Origin of the sequence: Microbacterium proteolyticum, from assembly GCF_030818075.1 — a bacterium.
Taxonomy (GTDB): Bacteria; Actinomycetota; Actinomycetes; order Actinomycetales; family Microbacteriaceae; genus Microbacterium; species Microbacterium proteolyticum_A.
On record NZ_JAUSZZ010000001.1, the window covers coordinates 21,152 to 36,209 of the forward strand.

General features: G+C 70.3%; 17 protein-coding genes. 11 read left to right on the forward strand and 6 right to left on the reverse strand.

Annotated features, from left to right (window positions below; translation table 11 throughout):
* Window positions 1-5: 5 nt before the first annotated feature.
* Both rplM and QE392_RS00120 read right to left on the reverse strand, forming a co-directional pair.
* Window positions 6-452, reverse strand: a complete 447-nt coding sequence (gene rplM / locus QE392_RS00115; protein ID WP_295838049.1) for a 50S ribosomal protein L13 — start codon at window positions 450-452, stop codon at window positions 6-8.
* A 323-nt stretch (window positions 453-775) separates the two neighbouring features.
* A complete protein-coding gene (locus QE392_RS00120) occupies window positions 776-1,612 on the reverse strand; it encodes an alpha/beta fold hydrolase (protein WP_307446144.1) in 837 nt (278 codons plus the stop codon).
* A gap of 143 nt (window positions 1,613-1,755) precedes the next feature.
* Here QE392_RS00120 and QE392_RS00125 point away from each other — a divergent pair, with 143 nt between their 5' ends.
* Window positions 1,756-2,295, forward strand: coding sequence for a PepSY domain-containing protein (locus QE392_RS00125; protein ID WP_307446147.1), 540 nt, complete (start codon window positions 1,756-1,758; stop codon window positions 2,293-2,295).
* Between the two features lie 174 nt (window positions 2,296-2,469).
* Complete coding sequence (locus QE392_RS00130) at window positions 2,470-3,762, forward strand: hemolysin family protein (RefSeq protein ID WP_307446151.1); 1,293 nt, start codon at window positions 2,470-2,472, stop codon at window positions 3,760-3,762.
* Between the two features lie 101 nt (window positions 3,763-3,863).
* Here QE392_RS00130 and QE392_RS00135 read toward each other — a convergent pair whose 3' ends face one another.
* Window positions 3,864-4,001 carry a hypothetical protein gene (locus QE392_RS00135; RefSeq protein ID WP_307446154.1) on the reverse strand — a complete coding sequence of 46 codons (138 nt, stop codon included), beginning with the start codon at window positions 3,999-4,001 and terminating at the stop codon, window positions 3,864-3,866.
* A gap of 114 nt (window positions 4,002-4,115) precedes the next feature.
* Between QE392_RS00135 and QE392_RS00140 the strand changes: the two genes are divergently transcribed.
* Complete coding sequence (locus QE392_RS00140) at window positions 4,116-4,595, forward strand: MarR family winged helix-turn-helix transcriptional regulator (RefSeq protein ID WP_307446156.1); 480 nt, start codon at window positions 4,116-4,118, stop codon at window positions 4,593-4,595.
* Between the two features lie 38 nt (window positions 4,596-4,633).
* Window positions 4,634-5,053 carry an organic hydroperoxide resistance protein gene (locus tag QE392_RS00145; RefSeq protein WP_307446160.1) on the forward strand — a complete coding sequence of 140 codons (420 nt, stop codon included), beginning with the start codon at window positions 4,634-4,636 and terminating at the stop codon, window positions 5,051-5,053.
* Between the two features lie 114 nt (window positions 5,054-5,167).
* Here QE392_RS00145 and QE392_RS00150 read toward each other — a convergent pair whose 3' ends face one another.
* Window positions 5,168-6,241: a PIG-L family deacetylase gene (locus QE392_RS00150; protein ID WP_307446163.1), complete on the reverse strand. Its 1,074-nt coding sequence runs from the start codon at window positions 6,239-6,241 to the stop codon at window positions 5,168-5,170.
* A gap of 218 nt (window positions 6,242-6,459) precedes the next feature.
* Here QE392_RS00150 and QE392_RS00155 point away from each other — a divergent pair, with 218 nt between their 5' ends.
* The 7 genes from QE392_RS00155 (at window position 6,460) to QE392_RS00185 (ending at window position 14,040) form a co-directional block, all read left to right on the forward strand.
* Complete coding sequence (locus QE392_RS00155; protein ID WP_307446166.1) at window positions 6,460-6,741, forward strand: hypothetical protein; 282 nt, start codon at window positions 6,460-6,462, stop codon at window positions 6,739-6,741.
* A gap of 77 nt (window positions 6,742-6,818) precedes the next feature.
* The gene (locus tag QE392_RS00160; protein WP_307446168.1) at window positions 6,819-7,343 is read left to right on the forward strand and encodes a YbhB/YbcL family Raf kinase inhibitor-like protein; all 525 of its coding nucleotides are present in this window, start codon (window positions 6,819-6,821) and stop codon (window positions 7,341-7,343) included.
* Window positions 7,344-7,672: 329 nt separating this feature from the next.
* Entirely contained in the window at window positions 7,673-9,121 is a 1,449-nt protein-coding gene (locus tag QE392_RS00165; protein WP_307446172.1) for a sugar transferase, read from the forward strand.
* A gap of 76 nt (window positions 9,122-9,197) precedes the next feature.
* Window positions 9,198-10,523, forward strand: coding sequence for a UDP-glucose dehydrogenase family protein (locus QE392_RS00170; protein ID WP_307446175.1), 1,326 nt, complete (start codon window positions 9,198-9,200; stop codon window positions 10,521-10,523).
* Window positions 10,524-10,636: 113 nt separating this feature from the next.
* Entirely contained in the window at window positions 10,637-11,668 is a 1,032-nt protein-coding gene (locus QE392_RS00175; RefSeq protein ID WP_307446178.1) for a YihY/virulence factor BrkB family protein, read from the forward strand.
* 161 nt (window positions 11,669-11,829) lie between these two features.
* Complete coding sequence (locus QE392_RS00180; protein ID WP_307446181.1) at window positions 11,830-12,009, forward strand: hypothetical protein; 180 nt, start codon at window positions 11,830-11,832, stop codon at window positions 12,007-12,009.
* A gap of 24 nt (window positions 12,010-12,033) precedes the next feature.
* Window positions 12,034-14,040: an ABC1 kinase family protein gene (locus tag QE392_RS00185; protein WP_307446184.1), complete on the forward strand. Its 2,007-nt coding sequence runs from the start codon at window positions 12,034-12,036 to the stop codon at window positions 14,038-14,040.
* Here the strand turns inward: QE392_RS00185 and QE392_RS00190 are convergent.
* Complete coding sequence (locus QE392_RS00190) at window positions 14,024-14,392, reverse strand: hypothetical protein (RefSeq protein ID WP_307446187.1); 369 nt, start codon at window positions 14,390-14,392, stop codon at window positions 14,024-14,026. The two genes, QE392_RS00185 and QE392_RS00190, sit on opposite strands and share 17 nt — an antisense overlap.
* Window positions 14,393-14,485: 93 nt before the next feature.
* On the reverse strand, window positions 14,486-14,761 hold the full coding sequence (locus tag QE392_RS00195; protein ID WP_307446193.1) for a helix-turn-helix domain-containing protein: 276 nt from the start codon (window positions 14,759-14,761) through the stop codon (window positions 14,486-14,488).
* Window positions 14,762-15,058 lie beyond the last annotated feature (297 nt).

The window sequence follows — 15,058 nt, forward strand, 5'->3', positions numbered from 1 at the left end:
GGCGCTTACTGGGCGACCTGGTCGAAGGTGTATGCCGTGGGCTGCTGGGCACCGTGGGGGTGCTCGGCGCCGCGGTAGACCTTGAGCTTCTTGAGCTGCGCCGCGCCGAGGCTGTTCTTGGGCAGCATGCCGCGGATGGCCTTCTCGACCGCGCGGACGGGGTTCTTCTCGAGGAGTTCGTCGTAGGTGACGGACTTGAGGCCGCCCGGGAAGCCCGAGTGGCGGTAGGCCTTCTTCTGCGTGAGCTTCTGACCCGTGAGCGCGACCTTGTCGGCGTTGATCACGATGACGAAGTCGCCGGAGTCGATGTGGTTGGCGAAGGTGGGCTTGTGCTTGCCGCGGAGGAGGACCGCCGCGTGCGAGGCCAGACGGCCGAGAACGACGTCGGTGGCGTCGATAACGACCCACTCGCGCGTGACCTCAGCGGCCTTGGGGGTGAAAGTGCGCGTCACAGTAGTGCTGCTTTCTTGATCGAACGGAGGAGTTCGTGAATCCCGCTCCGGTGGTCCGTTGCGGTGTCGATGACACGGCAACAGGGCCGGTGGAGGGCTCACGTTCGGGCAACCCGCTCGCAGAGAGGCGGGCACCAAAGGACGAGCTTACGGCATCCAGATGCCACCACCAAATGCCGCCGCGCCGCGCGGCCGGATCCCCGCGAAAGGGCTGCGCCGCCCGCAGACACGACGATGCCCCGCCGCCCGAAGGCGACGGGGCATCTCACGCGGGCACGTCCACCGCGGATGCGGGCGAGAGTGAGGACGCGCTCGCGCGGGACTCAGCGCTGGAGGAAGTCGATCAGCACGCGGTTGAACTCATCGGCGTGACTGACGTTGACGCCGTGCGGCGCACCCGCCACGACGTGCAGCTCGCTGCCCGCGATGGCCTCGTGCGTGCGCTTGCCGGAACCCTCGAAGGGGACCGTGGCGTCGCTGTCGCCGTGGATGACGAGGGTCGGCACCGTGACGTGCGGCAGGTCGTCGCGGAAGTCGGTGGTGGCGAACGCCTCCATCGACTTGAGCGCGGCGTGGTGGTCGGCCTGGTTCGCGAGGCGCTCGGCCTCGGCACGGTCGGCCTCCGAGACGGCGAGCGTGCCGTCCACCGAGAAGAAGTCGGTCGTGAACTGGTGGTAGAAGGCCTTCTCGTCGTCCTTCAGCCCCTGCTTCATACCGTCGGCGGTCTCGTCGTCGAGCGGGCCCTCGGGGTTGTCGTCGGTCTTGGCCAGGTACGGCGGCACGGCCGCGGCGAAGACGACGCTGTGGATGCGGTCCGCTCCGTGACGGGTGAGGTAGCGGGCGACCTCCCCGCCGCCCATCGAGAAGCCGACGAGGGTCGCATCCCGCAGGTCGAGGGTCTCGAGCACGGCCTGGAGGTCGTTCGCGAAGGTGTCGTAGTCGTAGCCCGAGCGCGGCTTGTCGCTGCGCCCGAAGCCCCGGCGGTCATAGGTGACGACGCGGTAGCCGGCCCCCTCGAGGGCGGGAACCTGGTGCGCCCACGACTCACCCGAAAGGGGCCAGCCGTGGATGAGGACGACGGGGCGACCCGGGCCGCCGGTGTCGTCGACGTGCAGGTCGATGTCGGTCAGGAGTCCATGGTGTGCGGTGATCTCGCTCATGGCAGCGATGGTCGAGGGCCGACCTGAACGTCCGCCCCCGCTTGACGCAGAAGTGCGCGATGGGTAAGGGGCGCGGATACGCACAGCCCGACGAGGGATGCAACGGTTCCGGTGCCGGCATCCGGCTTCGTTAGCCTGCCCGCATGGCTACGACCCGTCTCCCCGGAATGTCCCTGCTCGCCGTCGCCTGCGTGCTGACGCTCAGCGCCTGCACCCCCGCACCCGGGAACGGCGGCGCCCCCGCGGATCCCGCCCCCGGCGCGAGCGCATCGTCGGCGGGATCCGCCGGCAGCGACGACGACGGGCGGACCGTCGTCACCGCGGTCAACACCGCCGAGGCGAGTGCTGGCGGTCGCGCTTTCGAACTCGAGCGCGAGGACGACGGGTGGCAGGTGCACGTCGCCGTCGGCGATCGCGACGTCGAGGTGCTCGTGGCCTCCGACGGGACGACCGTGAGGTCGTCGAACGACGACGACGGCATCGACGGCGACGAGCGCGCCGCGCTCGATGCGGCCGTCACCACGCTCGCGGATGCCGTGCGGATCGCCGCGACGCGCAACGCCGGCGGCGAGCGGCTCGACGAGGTCCAGCTCGAGGACGAGGGCGGAACCTGGATCTGGCAGGTGGACCTCTCCGGCGGCGGCACGGTGCGCGTCTCGGCCGCGGACGGCTCGATCCTCTGACCCCGGCGTCCGATGCAGAGCCGCTCGCCGGACGCAACCCCTCCCGCCGCAGCGGGCAGACGCGCGTGGTCCTCATTACACTCGCGCCATGAGCCCTGCCCTCGATTCCGACGGTCATAGTCCGAGCGCCCGGGTGACCCCGGGCGAGGTTCTCCCGCGGGCGGTGATGCGCCCGTGAACGATTTTGCGCTCAACATCGTGCTCGTGGTCGTCTTCGTCCTGATCGGCGGGGTGTTCGCCGCGACCGAGATGGCTCTGGTGACGCTGCGCGAGAGCCAGGTCAATGCTCTCGCCGCCCGCGGCAAGCGGGGCCAGAAGGTGGCGGCCCTGGCCCGCAACCCCAACACCTTCCTCTCCGCCGTGCAGATCGGCGTCACCGTGGCGGGATTCGCCTCGGCAGCCTACGGCGCATCGTCGATCGCCCCGTCGGTCGCCCCGCTGTTCGAGGGTCTGGGCCTGCAGCCCGGCCCTGCCGCCACCGTGGCGACCATCGCGCTGACGCTGGTGATCGCCTATCTGTCGCTCGTGCTGGGCGAGCTCGTGCCCAAGCGCCTCGCCATCCAGCGCAATGCGGCCTTCGCGTACGCGGTCGCCCCGGTGCTCAACGGGTTCGCCGCCCTCATGCGGCCGGTGATCTGGTTGCTGTCGATCTCGACCAACGTGCTCGTCCGCCTGCTCGGCGGGGACCCGAACAAGACCGGTGAGGAACTCACCGAGGAGGAATTGCGCGACATCGTGTCGAGCCACGAGGGCCTGCCCGCCGATGAGCGACGCATCCTCGACGACGTGCTGTCGCTGCGCGGACGGCACGTGAGCGAGGTCATGCGCCCGCGCCCGGAGGTCGTGACCCTGGATGCCGGGGGAACCATCGCCGAGGCGCGCGACATCGTGCGTGATCTGCCGTACTCGCGCTATCCGGTGGCGGAGCAGTCGATCGACGACGTGGTCGGGTTCGTCCACGTGCGCGACCTCTCAGACGACACCGCCCGGCCGCTGAGCGCGGTGATGCGCGAGATCCGCTACATCCCCTCCACCGCACGGGTACTGCCCACGTTGACGGCGATGCGCGCCGACGGGAGCCACATCGCGGTCGTGGTGGACGAGTACGGAGGCACGGACGGAATCGTCACCCTCGAGGACCTCGTCGAGGAGGTCGTGGGCGAGATCTTCGACGAATACGACACGGATGCCGAGCAGCCGCTCGCCGAAGGCGAGCACGGCGTGGTGGAAGGGCGCCTCAACCTGCAGGACTTCGAAGAGGCCACGGGCGTGACCCTGCCGCGCGGCGCGGCCGACACCGTCGGCGGATTCGTCGTGGAGCGGCTCGGTCGCCTCGCGCGGGCCGGCGACACGGTGGAGGTGGACGGCGCGACTCTGCAGGTGCGCACCGTCGAGCGCCGACGGGTGGCGGAACTGCTCGTGACGCGGCACCCGGTGGACGAGAACAGCTCGACGGACGGCGCCTGAGGCGTTCTTCGGTCGCCGTGTGAGGCGTTCTTCGGTCGCCGTGTGAGGCGTTCTGCGGTCGGTGCCCGCGGCATCCTCCGGCCACCGCGCCCGGGTGGCCGTCAGGCGATGCCTGCTCCTCGCGAGGCGATGGCGTCACCCAACTCGAAGTGATGCCCGTTGATGGCGAGCAGGTCCCGCTCGCCGTCGGGAAGAAAACCAGGTGGTGCCGTGGAGCTCGCGTCGCTTCGGCTGATCATGCGCCCCATGCTCACGCGTCGGGCGGGCGTCGCGTCAGGGCTTGACATCGCGTCGACACGCCCGACCAGCCCGGTTCGGTTGTGCACAATTGAGTTGCATGCAATGCTTTGGACATGCCCGCCGTCGACGCCCTCGTGTGCTTCGCGCTCTACGCCGCCAACCGCACGACCACTCAGGCCTACCGCGTCCTGCTCGACCCGTTCGGACTGACCTACCCGCAGTACATCGCCCTGGTGACCCTGTGGGCGGACGGCGAGCAGACGGTGAAGAGCCTCGGCGAGGCCCTGCAACTGGACTCGGGCACCCTGTCGCCGATGCTGTCGCGGATGGAGGCGGCCGGGTACGTCACCCGCACGCGCAGCACCGACGACGAGCGCGTGGTCGGCATCGCCCTGACCGAGCGGGGCACCGCGCTGCGCGAGGAACTCGCCCACGTCCCGCGATGCATCGCCGCCGGCGCCGGGTTCACCGACGCCGAGGCCGCGCGCGACCTCATCGACGCACTGCATCGACTCACGGATGCCATGAAGAGCCTTCGCGATCACCCCGACACGGTGCTCGACGCTGTCGGCGCTCCCCGCCCCCGGGCGTGAACGCGCCCTCCCCCACCACCCCTGGAAAGGACACCCCCATGGAAGCCCTCTACACCGCCGAAGCCGTCTCCACCGGTCACGGACGCACCGGTCATGTGACCGCCGGCAGCCAGATCGACCTCGACGTCGCGCCCCCGAAGGAGCTCGGCGGCTCGGGCCAGGGGACCAACCCCGAGCAGCTGTTCGCCGCGGGATACGCCGCGTGCTTCCACGGAGCGCTGCACGCCGTGGCCCGCGGCCACAAGGTCGCCCTGGAGGACTCCTCGGTCGGCGGGCGCGTCCAGATCGGCTCCAACGGCCAGGGCGGCTACCAGCTCGCCGTGCTGCTCGAGGTCGTCCTGCCCGGCATCGACGCCGCGCTCGCCCAGCAGCTCGCCGACGAGGCCCACCAGGTGTGCCCGTACTCGAACGCGACGCGCGGCAACATCGAGGTCACGGTCACCGTTTCGGAGGACTGACCTCCGCCCCGGCCCCGGGGCGGGGCGCTGAGCCCACGAATCGCGTCCTGTCCCGGTCTTTCCGCACCCCGGCGCCGTCCACCTCCGCTCGACGCCGGCGCGTCCGGGCACGCGTCAGCGGAGCTCGAGCTCCTGCTCGGTCTTGGCGTAGGAGCGGCGGAGCCACTGGCCGAACCCGGGCTGCGACAGGCACGCCGACGCGCTCTCGCAGGTGACGACCGGATCCTGCGACGCGTAGGTCCGGTACACGTTCACCTTCGCGTCGAGCGCCTCGCCGTCGACGTTGGTCGGCCGGTGTTGGGACGGGTAGCCGATGAAATACGTGACGGCCTCCGCCGGCACACCCACGGAGGGAGCCACGGCTCGCACCAACGAACCGACGCAGGAGTGATCCGGGTGGTCGCCCCGGGCGAACGCGCTCTCGTGCGGGATGTTCGTCGTGACGTGATCGGGGACGCCCGCGCCGATCAACTCGGCGAGGGTGTCGGTCAGGCGGCTCGCATCGAGCACCGGTCCCTCATCGATCGGGCGGAGCGCGGGAACGGTCCCGTTGATGAGCTGCGTGAGCCCGGCATCCCCGGTGCTCGCGAACCCCTCCGCGTTGAGGTTGCCGTCGGGCAGCCGCAGAACGGTGATCGACAGGCGGGCGTCGTCGACGGGCACGAAACGCGTGACGCGCGCCCCACTGAGCAGTGTGATCTCGCGCGTGTCCCACGGCGAGGTGCGGCCCCGCATGAGGTCGTAGGCGGCACGGATGCCGGCCTCCCTCTGCTTCGCGTACCCGAGCCCGCGTCCGGCATCACCGGCGGTGACGAACACCGTGCGCAGCGTCGCCCCCGACGCGATCACGCCCGCGAGGTGGGGATTGGCGAAGATGATGTCGTCGTCGGCGTGGGCCCAGACCGCGACGGTCGTGTCACCGGCCGGCTCCTCGAAGGCGGGCGAGACCTGCCGCGGCGATGCGCTCGGAACCGAGGCGATCGGGCTGAGCTGCACCCAGGCCCCCTCCGGTCCCGCCGAACGGCGGACTTCGCGGTACAGCAGGGCGCCGCCCGCGCCCAGCGCGGCGAGACCTCCCACCGCGATCCCCCCGAGCACCATCGTGCGTCGGCTGAGGGCGGGACGACGTCTCGCCAGGCGGTCCGGATCGGCTGGGTCGCCCGTCGAAGGCTCGTCGATGTCACTCACGGCGACTCCGTCCTGTCATGCGCCCCCCGGCGTCGGATTTCGGGTCCTCGCGCCCGCGGGCGCCCCTCGACGTTATCGCGCTCGTTCGAGCGGCCCGGGCGCGCCGCGGGTCGGGCGGTTGGTTCCCCCGGGCGACCGCGGGGGTCGACGTCGCGGTGCACGACGAACGCATCGGCGATCCTCAGCGCGCACCTAAGGACGGTCGTGACACTCGCCCTATGCAGATCTCCTCTCCGCCGCGGTCGCTGTCGCCCGTCGCTCTGCGCGTTCGAGCGGTGCTCAACGAGTGGGACCCCATCGGCGTCCATTTCATCGGTCAGGGGTGGCCGGACGACGAGTACGACGACCTGATCCTGCCCGTCCTGCACGCTCTCGACATCCGCCCGTCCGTCGACGAACTGGCCGCGGAGCTCAAGGCTGTCGTCGAGGTCGACTACGGCCTGCCGACTCCCGACGGATGCCATGACGCGGCGCGTGCGCTGCTCGCTCTCGACTCCTGAGCCCGCGCGGTAACCGACCGATCCGCGGTCGGGCAAGCCCTCCCACCCGGCCGAACGCCCGCTCTAGGGTTCCGAGCATGGTCGATCTCAGCCGCCCGCAGACACCCGATCCCTACCCGCTCCTCCCTGCCGTCGCCGCATTCGACGTCGTCAGCGACGACATCGACGACGGGCGGCCGCTCGATGACGCTCAGGTGGCCGACAAGGGCAACACGTCCCCCCACCTGCGCTGGACGAACGTTCCCGAGGGCACCAAGTCGTTCACGGTGACGTGCTTCGACCCGGATGCACCGACGCCCAGCGGCTTCTGGCACTGGGTTCTGGTCGACCTCCCGGCCGACGTGCGAGAACTGCCGTCGGGTGCCGCGTCGGCGCCCCTCCCCGCGGGCGCCTTCCACCTGCGCAATGACGGCGGCGAGGCGGGCTTCATGGGTGCTGCTCCCCCACAGGGCGACCAGCCGCACCGGTACTTCTTCGTCGTGCACGCCGTCGGCGCGGACAGCCTCGGCATCGCGCCGGATGCCAGCCCCGCCGTCGCCTCCTTCACCCTGGCCTTCACCACCCTCGGCCGCGCCATCCTGCACGGCACCTACCGCCACTGATCGACGATGACGCCGTGAGTCGGGGTCCGGCTCGATCGGGATCCCCTTCGTCCGGCGGCGCCCGGCTTCGTCCGACCGACGAGCGGCTGCGACCACCCTCGCGCACCCGTCGCTCGCCGTTCACGTTTCGGGTGTATGAAGACCGTAACCGGGTGAAACAGCAGGTGACATTGGCCTGTTAGTGTTCGCGAGGTGGGATCGACGCAGGTCGATCGGGGGGAGGCCAGGTCGTGACTATCGACCTTCGAGACAGCGGATCCGCATCGGATTCACAATCGCCGGCACCGGAGCCATCGAAAGCGCCCGTTGCGGCGGAGCGGCCCGCGCCCATGTATCCTCGCGACCCCTGGCGTCGCCTCTATCGTCGCAACCTCGTCGTCACCGACCTCCTGTCGCTGATCTGGGTGGTCTACGGAACGCAGCTGCTGTGGTTCGGCCTGGGGAACGCCCAGCTCGCCGCGCGAAACGACGGCCGGATCAGCGATCTGTCGTACTGGACGTTCTCCGCCATCCTGATCGTGACGTGGATGTGGGCCCTGGCCTTCGTCGAGTCCCGCAGCGACCGGGTGATCGGAACGGGCTCGGCGGAGTACGTCCGCATCGCCGACGCCAGCTTCCGCCTCTTCGGCACCGTCGCCATCATCGCCTTCCTGACGCAGATCGACGTCGCGCGCGGCTACCTCCTCATCAGCCTGCCGCTCGGCATCCTCGTCCTCATCTTCACCCGGTGGATCTGGCGGCGGTGGTTGATCGAGCAGCGCTCCAAGGGGCGGTATTCGGCCAACGTCCTGCTGGTCGGCTCCCTCAGCTCGGTCACTCAACTGGCTCGCGAGTTCGCGCGGACGCCCAGCGCGGGGTATCGCGTCGTCGGGGCGTGCGTGCCGAACGGCAAGATCGCCGACGTCATCCCCGGTACGGAGATCCCGGTGATGGGACATGTGGGAGACGTCACCCGCGCCCTCGAAGTGACCGGGGCCGACACCGTGGCCGTCACCAGCGCCGACGACCTCCCGGCCGACAAGGTGAAGCAGATCTCGTGGAGTCTGGAAGCCGGGCGGCAGCACCTCGTGCTGGCACCGAGCATCATGGACATCGCCGGTCCTCGCCTGCACACCCGTCCCGTCGCGGGCCTTCCCCTCATCCACGTCGAGACACCGAAGTTCTCCCGGGGCCAGAGCTTCCTCAAGCGCACCGTCGACCTCGTCGCCGCATCGGTGGGCATCATCCTGTTGAGCCCGCTCCTGGCCTTCCTCATGCTGGCCGTGCGACTGTCCAGCGAGGGGCCGATCTTCTTCCTGCAGACGCGCGTGGGTTTCCGCGGCCGCGAGTTCCGGATGATCAAGTTCCGCTCGATGGTCGTCAACGCCGAGGAGCTCCTGGCTCAGCTGGCCGCCCAGCAGCGGGACTCCGGCAACGAGGTGCTGTTCAAGATGAAGAACGACCCGCGGGTGACCCCCATCGGTCGCATCATGCGCAAGTACAGCCTCGACGAGCTGCCCCAGCTCTTCAACGTGATCGGCGGTTCGATGTCGCTGGTCGGCCCGCGCCCCCCGCTCCCCTCCGAGGTCGCCGTGTACGCCGACCATGTGCACCGGCGCTTCCTCGCCAAGCCGGGCATCACCGGCCTCTGGCAGGTCAGCGGACGCTCGTCGCTGTCCTGGGAGGAGTCGGTCCGGCTCGACCTGTCGTACGTCGAGAACTGGACCCTCCTCGGGGACTTCGTCATCCTCGGCCGCACCGCCCGCGCCGCGCTGGCCCCGGGCGAAACCGCCGCGTGACCCTCTTTCCTTCCGTCCCTCATCCGCGCGGCGGCGTCGTCGGCGTGCGGCAACATTCACCTGAAAGGCTCCCATCGTGCGTTTGTCTGTAGTTGGTTGCGGCTACCTGGGGGCCGTGCACGCCGCGGCCATGGCATCCATCGGTCACGAGGTCGTCGGTATCGACGTCGATGAGCGCAAGATCGCCGCGCTGAGCAAGGGGGAAGCGCCCTTCTTCGAGCCCGGCCTGCAGGAGATCCTCACGGAGGGCATCGCCTCGGGTCGCCTGTCGTTCACGACCGACATGTCCGCCGCGCAGGGCGCGAAGGTGCACTTCGTCGGTGTCGGCACGCCTCAGCAGGCGGGCGGTTACGCCGCCGACCTCACCTACGTCAATGCCGCCGTCGACGGCCTGCTCCCCTACCTGAGCGAGGGAGACATCGTCGCCGGCAAGTCCACCGTGCCGGTGGGCACGGCGGCCGGTCTCGCGCCGCGCGTCGCCGAGCGCGGGGCCACCCTGGTCTGGAACCCCGAGTTCCTCCGCGAGGGCTGGGCCGTGCAGGACACGGTCGACCCCGACCGCCTCGTCGCCGGTGTGCCCACCGAAGACGGCGCCCCCTCCGCCGAGGGCGAGCGCACGGCGCAGGTGCTGCGCGAGGTCTACCACCCCTCGATCGCCAAGGGCACGCCCTTCATCGTCACCGACTACGCCACCGCCGAACTCGTGAAGGTGTCGGCGAACGCGTTCCTGGCGACCAAGATCAGCTTCATCAACGCCATCGCCGAGATCGCCGAGGTCACCGGTGCCGATGTCACGACCCTGGCGGATGCCATCGGTCACGACGCGCGCATCGGTCGCCGCTTCCTGGGTGCGGGCATCGGCTTCGGCGGCGGGTGCCTGCCCAAGGACATCCGCGCCTTCTCCGCCCGCGCCGAGGAGCTCGGTCGCGGCGAGTCGGTCGCCTTCCTCCGCGAGATCGACGCCATCAATCTGCGTCGCCGCGACCGCGCCGTCGAGCTGACCACCGCCGCGCTCGGAGGCAGCGTCTTCGAGAAGAAGGTCGCCGTGCTCGGCGCCGCCTTCAAGCCGCACAGCGACGACATCCGCGACTCCCCGGCGCTCGACGTCGCGGTGCGGCTGCACGGCCTCGGGGCTCACGTGACGCTGACCGACCCGGCCGCCATCGACAACGCCCGTCGCATCCATCCGCAGCTGACCTACGAGGAAGACCTCGACACGACGCTGCGCGACGCCGACGCCGTGATCGTCGTCACGGAGTGGGACGAGTACCGCCGGGAGCTCTCGCCCGAACACGCCGCGTCGCTCGCACGCGGGCACGTGGTCATCGACGGACGCAACTGCCTCGACCCCGCCGCCTGGCGCGCCGCCGGGTGGACCTACTTCGGCATGGGTCGCCCCTGAGCGCCACCCCGCGCCCGCAGACGCCCCGGCCCCACGGCCGGGGCGTCTCTCATGGGGCAGGGGGCAGCGTCAACGGTCGCGACGGATCTCGCCGCGCGTCGTAGACCGGTTCCATGTCGACGACAGCATCGAAGCCCGACTCCCCCACCGATCTGCACAAGCGGTCGTGGAAGTACGTCCTGCGCAAGACCGTCCGCGAATTCGGCTCGGACCAGTGCACCGACATCGCCGCGAGCCTGGTCTACTACGGGGTGCTGGCGCTCTTCCCCGGACTCATCGCGGTGTTCTCCCTGCTGGGCGTCGTCGGGCAGAGCGACGCCGCCGCCGAGACCGTCCTCGGAATCGCCCGCGACGTCGCCCCGGGCGGCACGGTCGAGCTCCTCGAAGAGCCGGTGCGCGAGATCGCCTCCTCCCCGGCGGCGGGCTTCGCCCTGGTCACCGGACTCGTGCTGGCCATCTGGTCGGCATCCGGATACGTCCGCGCTTTCGGTCGCGGGATGAACCGCATCTACGAGATCGAGGAGGGTCGCCCGTTCTTCAAGCTCCTCCCGGTGCAACTGCTGCTGACGGTCGTGACGGTCGTACTGGTCGCCCTCTCCGCGCTGCTGCTGGTGGTGTCCGGCCCGATCGCCCAGGCGATCGGCGACGGACTCGGCCTGGGTGATGCGGTGGTCACGACATGGAACATCGCCAAGTGGCCGGTGCTCCTGGCCGTCGTGGTGGTGATCCTCGCGATCCTGTACTACGGCTCCCCCAACGCCAAGCAGCCCAAGTTCCGCTGGATCAGTGTCGGCGCGATCGTCGCGATCCTGATCCTGGCGGTGGCGACGGTCGGCTTCGCCGTCTACGTGGCGAACTTCTCCAACTACGACCGCACGTACGGCTCGCTCGCGGGCGTCATCGTGTTCCTGCTGTGGCTGTGGATCGCCAACATCGCGATCCTGTTCGGCGCGGAGTTGGATGCCGAGCTCGAGCGCGGTCGGCAGCTGCAGGCCGGCATCCCCGCCGAACGCGAGCTCCAGTTGCCGCCGCGCGACACCACGAAGATCGAGAAGACGCGCGAGAAGGAGGAGAAGGACGTGGCCGAAGGGCGCCGCATCCGTCAGTCGCACGGGACGGACGCAGACTCGTCGGACACGGCGTGACGCTCTGGTGTGCCGGCCCCGCCCGCCCCGCCGATCGATCGCTCCCTCGGGGTCGGGGTCGGCAGGCGCCCACCCCGGCGCCGGTGGACCTCGCCTGTGGATGAGTCCGGAGGCCCCGCGCATGCGCATGTCAAGATGTGCATGCCGCACCGAGGAGCCCCATGAACATCACCCCGATCCGTCTCCCTTCCGACCCTGCCGACGACGGCGATGACGTCGACGACATCGCGGGCGGCTTCGCCCCGCACTGCCCCGGCTGCCTCCGCACCTGCGACCCCTGGGAAGCCGGTCGCAGTGCGGCGTGGCGGTGTCCGGACTGCGAACTCGTCCTGATCGGGTGACCAGGGGCGGGCTACGCTGACCCCGTGGTGGCCAGCATCCTGATCTCGATCTCCGCCGTCGTCTCGGCGGTGCTCGTCGGTTTCGTCGCGCGCCGCATCCTCGGCACGGCGGTGGGATGGCCCCGCAGCATCGTCGTGGGCCTGCTGGTATTCGTGCTGGGCGTCCCCTCCGCCGCCTGGACCCTGCGGCAGACCGGTCTGGCGCAATCGGGCGACGCGATCGCCGCCGAGGAGGTCTGGCTGTGGGTCGGCCTGGTGGCCCTGTCTCTCGCGTGGGTCTTCGCCCTCGGGGTCGCGGCACTGGTGGCCAGCGAGGCCATCTTCCCCACACGTCCCCTGCCGAACCCGGTCGACCTCGTCCGCGCTGCGCTGCGCCAGCGCAAGCGCACCCGCCGGTATCTCGAGATCCTCGCCATCGCATCGCGTCACGGCGTCGGCTGGCTTTTCCACGGGGGGCGCTCCCGGGTCGAAGACCAACTGAGCACGTCGGAGGAACGGGCGAACGCCATCGTCGCGACGATCAACGACGCCGGCGTCAGCTTCGTCAAACTCGGCCAGGTGCTCTCCACCCGCCGCGACCTCGTCCCCGAGCCCTATCTGAGCGCCCTGGCCTCGTTGCAGACCAAGGCGACCGCCCTGCCCTGGGCGACGGTGCAACAGGTCATCGAAGCCGATCTGGGGTCACCCGTCGGCGACGTGTTCGCCGAGGTGGAACCCACGCCACTCGCCGCGGCATCCGTGGCGCAGGTGCACCGGGCGCGGCTGCTCGACGGCACACGCGTGGTCGTGAAGGTGCAGCGCCCCGCGGCACGCGCCCAGGTCGAGGCGGATGCCGACATCATCGGCCGGCTCGCCCACCGCGCCGAGGCGCGCACCCGCGTCGGCCGCGACCTGCGCCTGGAGGCGGTTGCGCGGGGCTTCACCGCCACCCTCCTCGAGGAGCTGGACTACCGCATCGAGGCACGCAACACCGCCATGATCGGGGCGACGCTCGACCAGATCGATCGCGCGGAGCCGGCTCGCCGGGGAGTGGTCACCGTCCCCCGCGTCTTCGCGGACGCGTCGCACCAGCGAGTGCTGACGATGGAGCTCGTCGACGGCGCCGCGCTGAGCGACTCCGCCGACCGACTGGCCACCATGGATGCCGAGCAGCGCGACCGCCTCGCGCAGGTGCTCATGTCGACGGTGATCGAGCAGATCCTCGTGTTCGGCGTCTTCCACGCCGACCTGCATCCCGGCAACGTGCTGCTGCGCAGCGACGGGACGTTGGGCCTGATCGACTTCGGCGCGGTGGGGATCATCGAGCGCAGCCGCCGTCAACAGCTCACAGCTCTGCTGCTGGCCGCGCTCAGCGAGAACGACGTCGCCGCCGCCGATGCGCTGCTGCTCATCGTCGACGTCCCCGACGATCTCGACATGGACGCCTTCCGTCATGACGTCGGCGTGGTGCTCACGACCGAGCACCTCCGCACCACCGGGCACGGATCGATCTTCACCCGCATGGTCGACGTCATCCGGCAGCACCGCATCGCGCTTCCCGGCGAACTCGCGTCGGCCTTCCGCAGTTTCGCCACGCTCGAGGGATGCCTGCGGGTGCTGGTCGACGATTTCGACATGGCCGGGCGCGCGCTCCCCCTCATGCCGATGCTGCTGCGGCGGACCCTCTCGCTCTCCCGGATGGCGACGGACCTTCAGGCGCAGTCCGTCATCGCGCTGGCACGCCTCGAACAGGTCCCCCGGCGACTCGATGCCCTGCTCACCGGCGCCGAGAAGGGGTCGATCGGCATCACGCTGCGCGGACAGGACGGCTCCGACGTCAGCGGCATGCTGTCCCGCGCGACCGGCGAGATCGCGTCGACGCTCGTGTCGATCGCCGCGGTGGTGATCGCCGTCGTCCTCGTCATCGCCGGCGGCGGCCCCGTTCTGGGCGGATCGATCACCTTGTTCGCGGTTCTGGGTGCGGTGATCGGTCTCTTCGGCTTCCTCGGTCTCCTGCGGATCGTGCGACGGGGGTTCACTCGTCGCACCTGACGGCCCCTCCCCGACCGTCGCTCGCGAGGGGACCGCCGCTCTCGATCGCCTCGTGCAGTCGCCGCTGCAGAACGCGCGCGCCGTCGCGCGTGAGCGCGAGGGACACTCCGATGCCCGTTTCGATGACGATCCACGTCTCGGTGTCGTCGACGCGTCGCAGAGCGCCGATCTCGAGCTCGGTCTCGTCTCCCGGGCCCCTCGCCTCGCCCGGTCGTGCGCGGACGGTCGCGGCGATCCCCGCACTGCGGTGGTCTTCGTCATCGGGGTGCACCGTGTGACCGTGCGCGGTGACGCACCACCCGTGGATGCACCCTCGTTGCTCGTCGCGCCGGGGGGAGAGGGACTCATGCATGCCTGACACCTTTCTCACGGGACGTCGCCGAAGGCGACGACCAGAACATCGGTGGGCACGAACGAAGTGAATCGCGAACCTCCGACATCGCCGTCAGCGCGCGGGAGGAAGGCCCCGCGGAGGCGTCGGGATGAGATCGCTCAGGGGGACGTCCAGCACGTCGGCGAGCGCGACGAGGGTGCGCAGGCGGGGGTTCGCCGCGGTCCCGGGGTTGGATTCGCCCTTCTCCAGCTTGCGGTAGGTAAACGTGGCGAGTCCGGCGGCGTGCGCCACCTGCTCCTGCGACATCCGCTTCGCCGTGCGCGCCCGCAGCATGCGCTCGCCGAGATCGCGGGCGAAGTCGGTCCAGGGCGTGGGCTCGTCGCTCATGCGTCCAGCTTGCAGGTCCGCCCACGCTCACATGAACATGTAAACATGCCTCTCGGGTTCACTGCTCCCCCTCGCACCAGCGATGCCGCCGGGTGAGGATTCACCGTCAGCGGGTGAGTCGACCAGCGATCACTCGCCCCCTCCGCGCGGTCACGGCTCGCGACCCTCCCCCGCCGACCCACCCGGAGCAGTCGTTCGGCGCCCCCCTCGCGCCGCGGTCGACGAGCCGCACCGAACGGTCGGAGGCACCTCGCACCCGCCCGCCCGACCACCGGCGCCCGCCCCCTCCCCCCGGAG

Excerpts from the sequence above, each read along its gene's own strand:
- QE392_RS00120 (WP_307446144.1), bottom strand. The coding sequence starts at position 1,612 with ATGAGCGAGATCACCGCACACCATGGACTCCTGACCGACATCGACCTG.
- QE392_RS00125 (WP_307446147.1), top strand. The coding sequence starts at position 1,756 with ATGGCTACGACCCGTCTCCCCGGAATGTCCCTGCTCGCCGTCGCCTGC.
- QE392_RS00135 (WP_307446154.1), bottom strand. The coding sequence starts at position 4,001 with ATGATCAGCCGAAGCGACGCGAGCTCCACGGCACCACCTGGTTTTCTT.
- QE392_RS00140 (WP_307446156.1), top strand. The coding sequence starts at position 4,116 with ATGCCCGCCGTCGACGCCCTCGTGTGCTTCGCGCTCTACGCCGCCAAC.
- QE392_RS00145 (WP_307446160.1), top strand. The coding sequence starts at position 4,634 with ATGGAAGCCCTCTACACCGCCGAAGCCGTCTCCACCGGTCACGGACGC.
- QE392_RS00155 (WP_307446166.1), top strand. The coding sequence starts at position 6,460 with ATGCAGATCTCCTCTCCGCCGCGGTCGCTGTCGCCCGTCGCTCTGCGC.
- QE392_RS00160 (WP_307446168.1), top strand. The coding sequence starts at position 6,819 with ATGGTCGATCTCAGCCGCCCGCAGACACCCGATCCCTACCCGCTCCTC.
- QE392_RS00165 (WP_307446172.1), top strand. The coding sequence starts at position 7,673 with ATGTATCCTCGCGACCCCTGGCGTCGCCTCTATCGTCGCAACCTCGTC.
- QE392_RS00175 (WP_307446178.1), top strand. The coding sequence starts at position 10,637 with ATGTCGACGACAGCATCGAAGCCCGACTCCCCCACCGATCTGCACAAG.
- QE392_RS00180 (WP_307446181.1), top strand. The coding sequence starts at position 11,830 with ATGAACATCACCCCGATCCGTCTCCCTTCCGACCCTGCCGACGACGGC.
- QE392_RS00190 (WP_307446187.1), bottom strand. The coding sequence starts at position 14,392 with ATGCATGAGTCCCTCTCCCCCCGGCGCGACGAGCAACGAGGGTGCATC.
- QE392_RS00195 (WP_307446193.1), bottom strand. The coding sequence starts at position 14,761 with ATGAGCGACGAGCCCACGCCCTGGACCGACTTCGCCCGCGATCTCGGC.